The following is a 6,262-nucleotide window of genomic DNA, read 5'->3' as shown; positions in this document are numbered from 1 at the left end:
TCAGATTTCGAGTGAGTTTTTTGCGTTCAGTTCGGCTTAAACGACTTGATTTTTTAGCGTTAGGTTCCGATTTTTAAATTGCGCTGCCTTATTAGAGTTAACGTGTTTGTGTATGGTTAGTTGCGTGGTTGAGCAACTAAGTTAGCAAACTTTCACGAATCCGAGAAAATTCCGCAGGAATTTTCGCAAGTAAGCACGTAAAAAGCAATTAATTATACACGGTGTTGTGTATAGTTAGTTCATTCCGATTGCGCCATCTCTGATTTCATTACGCCATTTTTTACCGTACTTTTTATCCAAATAAGTAAAAATGGTTTGGTTATATTCCTCTTCGTTTTCATCTTCTCCCATTCTAATACAACCTTGACTAAAGAATTCGACCGAATATTTCTTTTGAAAAGCAATATCTATTTCATTGTCGAAATCAGGCATTCCACCAAAGCCACCTGGAAATAAAATCCGAATATTTTCTTCCTTAATAGCTTTTTTAGCACCTTCAATATTAAAATCAGATTTAAACTCAACTTTTACCGTATGAGTAAAAATTGGTTTTTTTAATTCGGTTGAATCTTTTTCCGATTGCGCATTAATTCCGCAAGTCATAAGACTGCAAAATATTATCAAATATGTATTCTTCAGTTTTTTCATAATTATACACAACGTGTTTGTATATGGTTTGTTGCGTGGTTTAAGAAACTAATTTAGTAAATAATTACCGACCAATAAAGTCCGCGAGGACTTTCGTAAGTAGGTGAGAAGCCAGCAATAAATTATATACGGTGTTAGCATACGTTATTTCTCGTTCAAGTATATTAAGCTTTTACGGATTGTATTGCTCCAAATACTTTTTCATCAATTTTCATTTGATAAAATTCAACATCTTTTTCTTCTTTAATTTCTTTCTCTTTATTATCTACCCATTGAGATTTGTACGATACACATTTTTTGCCTTTTAATAGGTTTCTAATTGTTTGCTTATCCTTGTCAGAACATTTAACACCAAAATAAACTGCTTCTATGCAATTTGATATTGGCAAAGAAATGTGAGAATCATTGTTTGTTGGATTATAATATAAAAGTCGTAATTCATTTTCATATTTCCAAGATTTCCCTTTTGCAAAAAATGCATCCTTCATATTTATAGAATTCTGCTTGGAGTATTTTTTCAAATCAAAAGTATATTCGACATCTTTAAAGTAAGTTACATAGTTGTTATTTTCACTTCCTGAAGTTGTTACGTTACTTGGGAATTTATATTTTATACAAATACCCTTATGTGAATCAGCATAATGAGCCCACATTAATTCATTAAGATATTCCTTTTTGTCTTTTTTATTCTTTTTGTCATTACTTATCTGAGTATCCAATGCATCATTAGTATAAGGTAACTTTTCATTTTTCACAAAACACGCCACTTTTATTCCACTTAAATATGCTTCCCTTATTAATTTTGAAATATCATCATCATTATTCATTAATTCAATTATAGGACAATCAAATATATCGTTGAATGTTGTGGGTGAAGAAAGATTTAAAGTATCATTTACTAATGATTGGAAGAGAAATTTAGAACAATTACGAAATGAATAGCAAGTTAATTCGTTGTAGCTTGTATGATTAGAAAGTGTCGTTTGATAAAATATGTACTTTTTAAATGCTTCAATAGCCATATTATCATATAACAGACCTAATTTATGCCAACAAAATCCGAGATTACTATAAAGTGCTGATTTTATTCCAAACATATATTTTACCTTGTTTTCATATTCTTGCACTTCTGAAATTAAAGTATCAATAATACCCTCTGTGATAGAATTTATTTCAGAAATAGCAACCGAAAAAATGACAAGAACTTTTCCATACTCTCTTTCTCCATCTTTACCTTCTATCATATAACCAACGATATTTTTCCAAGTAAAATAATTATTCAAAAAATCATCAACTGCTTGTTGTGCATTAGTTGTGGTTATATTTTCGTTGTATTCATTGATGAATTTTTGAACTTCTTTCATTTGTGTTTGAATTCTTTTAAAGAATATAGGTGTAGATTTCTGTATTCAGTTTTTTCGCAGTCTGATTTTGTAATGTTTGCTAACGTGTTTGTGTATGGTTAGTTGCGTTGTTAGGCAACTAAGTTAGCAAACTTTAACGAACCCGTGAAAATTCCGCAGGAATTTTCGCAAGTAGAGAAGAACCTAGCAATTAATTATACACGGTGTTGTAAGCCGTTTTTTATTGTTCGTTTGTATTCAATTTTTCTTTTTATCGACGCATATAATAAAATTCCAATACATGTAAAAAATGCGAGAACTATTGGATGAAATCCGCTATTCCAAATAGTATTGAAAACTAAAAATATTAATAGTCCTGAAAGTATATAAACATTAAAATTTAAGCTCGAAAGGTTGGATTTGGCTTGTTCTAAGTCAATCTCTTTCTTTTTGTTTCGGTCTAAGTTTATTTCAGATGTCAGTTTTTCAAAGTTTTCAAATTCCAAATCGTTAATTTCCAACTTTCCATTAATATCAGTTATCTCAATTCTTCTGTAAACTATTCCACGAAAAGCAAAAAAGTTCTCCAAATTCAGTTTCTTGATTTTTGTTAGGTCAATTTTTTCTTTTTTAAACCAAAATGGATTAATTGAAACGATATTATTGTCAATAATTATTATTCTGAATTTATAAAGAAAGTAGCATAGAATTCCAATTGTCATAAAGACTATAAGTCCAACAAAAAATTTTGCAATAAATATTAAGTCACTTGTAAATAAATTTCGGTCAAAAGAAAAGTAAGTCAAAGTTCCTCCACATAAAAACATTATAACAAACCAAAATGATGTAAATATGTTATTAATTCCGATTTTCATTCAGTTTCGAGGTTTTCGGTAAATGGCTTACAACGGTCTTGTGTATGGTTAGTTGCGTGGTTAAGCAACTAAGTTAACAAACAAATCACAGATAGAAAATTCCAGCGGAATTTTCGTAAGTAGGCGAGTACTAGCAATTAATTATACACGTTGTTGTACGCAGGCTTTTTTTGTCAGTTGTCATATTCAGCTAATTCTATTTCCTCGTCATTTGGCAACCATCCATTATTTATTTTTCCGACCAATTCAGTCAAATGTTTTTTTACTTTACGAGTTGTAAAGTCAACGCAAACGATTTTATTGATTTCCTTTTTTCCATCAAATGCACAATACGCTGAAAACCAAAATCCTTCGCTAAAATTTTGGTGCATAGTTGTCATTGGCGATTCTTCATAGTCGTATTCCTTTCCAGTTTTTTCTTCATATTGAACTCCACGCCAAACAATTTCCTCATCAAAGTATTGTTCCGTCAATCCTGCAAGTTCCCCAGCACTACACGTATAAGTCACGTTTTTGTCCAATATTCCAACTGTACTTTCGCGCAGTATTTCGCGATTTTCTTTGTCGGCAATAGTAAAAACAACCCATTTGTCAGTCGGAAGTGAATTCAGCCATTCCGAATTATCTTTTGTCGAAATGTAGAATATTTCTCTGTCGTTTATTTTCCCTATGCGTTCCATTTTTCAGCTTGCGTACAACACTTATATATACGAAAGTGTCTAACCAAATGTACTAAAATTAATTTAATCCGCAATCATAGTAATAGTCTTTATTTCAGTCAAATAAAGTGTTCGTATTTTGTATATCTGTTAAATTTATTGTCTATATTTACGTCGTTTTTGATATCTAAAATACGAACATTATATATGGACAAAAGTAACTACAAATTCACTCCTGGTACACACAGAAATAAAAATGTTATTTGGGTTCATTTTCAGTACAATCAAATACTTCTAAATCAATTTAAACAACGTTATCCATCAGCAAAATGGAGCCAAAGTAAAAGGTCATGGTATATAGTGGATCTTCCAACCGTTAGAAATTCTCTTGAAATTTCTAAAAAGCATCCACACTTAAAACTATTAAAGAAAATAGATGTCGTAAATCAAGAAGCATTTCAACATTACTATGATCAGTTAAGACTAAAGGCATATAGTCCAAATACTATTAGAATGTACCTGTCTGAATTTGCTCATTTATTATTAATTTTAAAAAAATATCCTGTTGATGATTTAACCCATCAACGTCTTAAAGATTATTTTCTATACTGCGTTAAAGTATTAAATATGGGCGAACGTAAAATGAATGGAAAAATTAATGCCATTAAGTTTTATTTCGAAAAAGTAAAATTGCAACCACAAATGTTTTTCAATATTCCAAGACCAAAAAAGCCATTAACATTACCTAAAATGTTAAGTAAAGCAGAAGTAAAACGCCTTTTTAAAGTAGTAGATAACTCTAAGCATCTGTTAATTTTAAAACTTTGTTATGGTATGGGCTTGCGTGTTAGCGAAATTGTAAACTTAAAAGTTTCTCACATTGATAGTAATAATATGGTTGTACTCGTTTCTGGTGCAAAAGGCAAAAAGGACAGATACGTTAATCTGCCTCATACGGTTTTAGAACTATTACGTAGTTACTATATAGAACACAGACCAAAAGAATGGCTTTTTGAAGGACAATATGGTGGTGTCTATAGCCCAAGAAGCGTACAAGCCATTTTTAAACGTGCTATGTTAAAAGCTAAAATTAATAAAAAAATTGGTGTGCATGGTTTGCGTCATAGTTATGCAACACACTTGTTAGAAAGTGGCGCAGATCTTCGGTTTATTCAAAAATTATTAGGTCATTATAGTATTAAAACAACACAAGTTTATACGCATGTGTCTAATTCTGCCTTAACAAATCTTAAAAGTCCATTAGACACTTTATAATAAGAATTATTTCCACTTTATTCCACAACCCATACTTGGTTTTTGGTTGGTGCTAATAGTTTCATTTTTAACTAAAGCATTGAGAGCTGTTCTAATATCTTTACCTGTAACAGGAATGTTATTTCCTGGCCTAGAATCATCTAACTGGCCAGTATATACAAGTTTCAATTGGTTATTAAATAAGAAAAAATCTGGCGTGCAAGCTGCATCATAAGCCTTGGCAACGTTTTGGGTTTCATCGTATAAGTAGGGAAAAATAAAATCGTTATCTATGGCATTCTGTTTCATTAATTCTGGTCGGTCTTGCGGATAGTTTACAATATCATTACTTGAAATAGCTATGCAATTAATACCTTTAGAAATATAATCTTTGGCTAATTGTGCTAATTCTGAATTAATATGAATTACAAACGGACAATGATTACAGATAAAAAACACTAAAGTGCCATTAATTCCTCTTAAATCTTGAAGTGATTTTTTAGTGTTATCTAACGTATCTAATAGATAAAAATCTGGTGCTGTGGTACCTAAAGGTAACATATTAGATTCTGTACGAGCCATCTAGTTTTTTTTATATTTGAGAATGGAAAAGATAATAACTTATGAAGACTTTACAAAGGTAGATTTAAGAATTGGGACAATTATTGAAGTGACTGATTTCCCTGAAGCGCGTCAACCGGCTTATCAACTAAAAATAGATTTTGGTGACTTAGGCATTAAAAAATCTTCTGCTCAGATTACCACAATGTACAGACCAAAAGATTTAATTAATAGACAGATAGTGGCTGTGGTTAATTTTCCTAAAAAGCAGATTGCGAAATTTATGAGTGAATGTTTAGTAGTAGGAGCAGTGAAAGAAAAAGATGTGTATTTATTACATCCAGAAAGTAAAGTAAAAAATGGAATAGGAGTTTCTTAAAGTTAAAATAATTAATCTTGAAGAAATAAACCTTTTAAAAATAAAAAAACCGCTACAAGAGTAACGGTTTTCATTATAATTTATAAAAAAAAAATTTCTAGATATCGTCAAAACTGATATCAGTAAAACTATCTGTACTTGCTGTGTCTTCTGCTGTTTTAGCTTCGTGAGCAACAAAATTATCTTCGCGTTTAAAATCTTTTTGGTGACGCTCACTAATAACTTCCTGACCCTTTTCATTAATGATATAATCGGTCATTTCAGCTAAAATTTCTTTAAACTCAGTAAAATCCTCTTTATAAAGGTATATTTTATGTTTTTTATAATGAAAAGAACCATCATCGTTAGTAAACTTTTTACTCTCTGTAACTGTTAAATAATAGTCACCAGCTTTAGTAGCTCTTACATCAAAGAAATACGTTCTTCTACCTGCGCGTAAAACTTTAGAATAAATCTCTTCTTTATCCATCATTTCATAATCACTCATAACTCAATTGTTGTTTATAATTTCAATCCAAAAATCTAAAAAAAAAGTAAGCTAAA

8 protein-coding genes are annotated in these 6,262 nt (G+C 30.5%); 2 read left to right on the top strand and 6 right to left on the bottom strand.

The window, feature by feature from the left end:
• Positions 1-234: 234 nt before the first annotated feature.
• From HNV10_RS11500 to HNV10_RS11485, 4 genes are all read right to left on the bottom strand, one after another.
• Positions 235-648: an FEKKY domain-containing protein gene (locus HNV10_RS11500; RefSeq protein WP_111660025.1), complete on the bottom strand. Its 414-nt coding sequence runs from the start codon at positions 646-648 to the stop codon at positions 235-237.
• Between the two features lie 164 nt (positions 649-812).
• Entirely contained in the window at positions 813-2,012 is a 1,200-nt protein-coding gene (locus HNV10_RS11495; protein ID WP_173301513.1) for a DUF2971 domain-containing protein, read from the bottom strand.
• A 194-nt stretch (positions 2,013-2,206) separates the two neighbouring features.
• Entirely contained in the window at positions 2,207-2,866 is a 660-nt protein-coding gene (locus HNV10_RS11490) for a hypothetical protein (RefSeq protein WP_173301511.1), read from the bottom strand.
• 173 nt (positions 2,867-3,039) lie between these two features.
• On the bottom strand, positions 3,040-3,546 hold the full coding sequence (locus HNV10_RS11485) for a hypothetical protein (RefSeq protein ID WP_173301509.1): 507 nt from the start codon (positions 3,544-3,546) through the stop codon (positions 3,040-3,042).
• 186 nt (positions 3,547-3,732) lie between these two features.
• Between HNV10_RS11485 and HNV10_RS11480 the strand changes: the two genes are divergently transcribed.
• Positions 3,733-4,800 (top strand): tyrosine-type recombinase/integrase, encoded by a 1,068-nt coding sequence (locus HNV10_RS11480; protein WP_173301507.1) that lies wholly within the window; start codon positions 3,733-3,735, stop codon positions 4,798-4,800.
• 6 nt (positions 4,801-4,806) lie between these two features.
• Here the strand turns inward: HNV10_RS11480 and HNV10_RS11475 are convergent, their stop codons facing one another.
• Positions 4,807-5,361, bottom strand: a complete 555-nt coding sequence (locus HNV10_RS11475; protein ID WP_173301505.1) for a thioredoxin family protein — start codon at positions 5,359-5,361, stop codon at positions 4,807-4,809.
• A gap of 22 nt (positions 5,362-5,383) precedes the next feature.
• Between HNV10_RS11475 and HNV10_RS11470 the strand changes: the two genes are divergently transcribed.
• On the top strand, positions 5,384-5,719 hold the full coding sequence (locus tag HNV10_RS11470; protein WP_173301503.1) for a tRNA-binding protein: 336 nt from the start codon (positions 5,384-5,386) through the stop codon (positions 5,717-5,719).
• A 97-nt stretch (positions 5,720-5,816) separates the two neighbouring features.
• Here HNV10_RS11470 and HNV10_RS11465 read toward each other — a convergent pair whose 3' ends face one another.
• Entirely contained in the window at positions 5,817-6,206 is a 390-nt protein-coding gene (locus HNV10_RS11465) for a PUR family DNA/RNA-binding protein (protein WP_173301501.1), read from the bottom strand.
• Positions 6,207-6,262 lie beyond the last annotated feature (56 nt).

This window comes from Winogradskyella litoriviva (assembly GCF_013249065.1).
Classification (GTDB): Bacteria; Bacteroidota; Bacteroidia; order Flavobacteriales; family Flavobacteriaceae; genus Winogradskyella; species Winogradskyella litoriviva.
This window is presented reverse-complemented; position numbering and strand designations above follow the sequence as displayed.